General features: G+C 71.8%; 1 protein-coding gene. It reads left to right on the top strand.

Going from position 1 to position 1,341, the window contains the following annotated elements:
* A partial coding sequence (locus ACFQ87_RS46535) for a hypothetical protein (RefSeq protein WP_380617101.1) occupies nucleotides 1-1,181 on the top strand: 1,181 nt, incomplete at its 5' end.
* Nucleotides 1,182-1,341 lie beyond the last annotated feature (160 nt).

Here is a 1,341-nt window from a genome sequence, read left to right as displayed (position 1 = left end):
ATGATCAAGAGAATCGAGCCGGCCCTCAGCTGGTGAGCGCTGCCGCCGGGCAGTACGCGCCCGAACGTCAACTGGCCCTGTACGACCACGCGGTGCTGCTGCACCGCCGGAATCCCGACCGACCTCTCCCCCGTGACGGGTCACCGTACCCGGACGAGGAGCTGCACCGCAGTCCCTCCCGCCCCGAACACCCCGGGGACCGAAGCGCCTTGGGGGCTGCGGTCTGCCGCGTCCTGGACGAGCACTTCGCCCGGGCATCGACCGAGCCGAGTGCGCTGGCCGACGCCTTCCACGAGGTCTTCGTCCCCATCCACCACAACGACGACATCGCCGCTGCCGCCCGCCGGGGCGATCCCGATCGGGTCCGGGACACCGGGCGCTGGCTGGTGCGGTACGGGAGCGACCGCTGCGCGGTCACGGTCGGGCTCGCCCTGCTCACCGAACTCGGCACGCCGGACGACATCCCACTGATCCGAACGATCGGGCTGCTGTCCAACCAGTTCGGCCCACTCGCCGCGCACGCCCTCGAACGCCTCGACCCGAGCGCGCAGTCCCTGCTCTGGCTGGCCGAGCGGGCGGCCGGCTGGGGGCGGGTTCACCTCGTCGAGGCACTCTGCCGCCTGGACCACCCGGACGCCCGCCCATGGCTGCTGCACAAGGCGGTCGACGGAGACTTCCTCAACGGCTACTTCGCGGGCAAGGTCGCCGAGACCGCCCGCGTCCACGAGGAGGTCGAGCGCTTCGCCTCCGAGCCCGAACTGCTCGACCACGCCGGGCGGGTGCTGTCCGTGATGGCCCATGCCGCCGGAATGGGCACGACGCTGCGTCACTACACCCACTCCGCAGCCGTCCTGGAGGCCCACGTCCGCCACGTCGCGGACCTCCCGGCAGCCGTCGACCGCTTCTACGTCCTGGCCACGCTGGCCCGGCACCTCTCCAGCAATCCCGCCGAGGACTCGAACTGCACCGAGCCACAACGCGAGGCACTCCTCGCCGCCCATCTCTCGCTGCTCGACCGCGAGGACTGGTACCGGGCCACCCGCGCCGCTCTGGAGGCGGAGGACGGCTGGCTGCTGTGGTTCGCGCGGGAGGGAGCACCACAGTTGCGTCTGCGGGCCTTCGCGGACTGGGCGGCGGCTCTCGACGGCGCGGAGCGGGAGGAACTCCGGCAAGGGAACTGAGCCCCCGGGGTCCAGGCTGACCGGCATCATGTCAGGATGCCTGAACTGATCGATCCGACGGTCCGCCTGCGGACCTCGTTCCTGGCGGCGGTGGCCGAGTTCCGCGGCGAACTCGGCCGTCCCGTCCCGTGGTTCGTCACCGACGTCGACCCGCCCGCCC

Source organism: Kitasatospora sp. NPDC056531 (genome assembly GCF_042794375.1).
Lineage (GTDB): Bacteria > Actinomycetota > Actinomycetes > Streptomycetales > Streptomycetaceae > Kitasatospora.
Note: the sequence above shows the minus strand (reverse complement) of the source record. Positions and strands in the feature narration are given on the sequence as shown.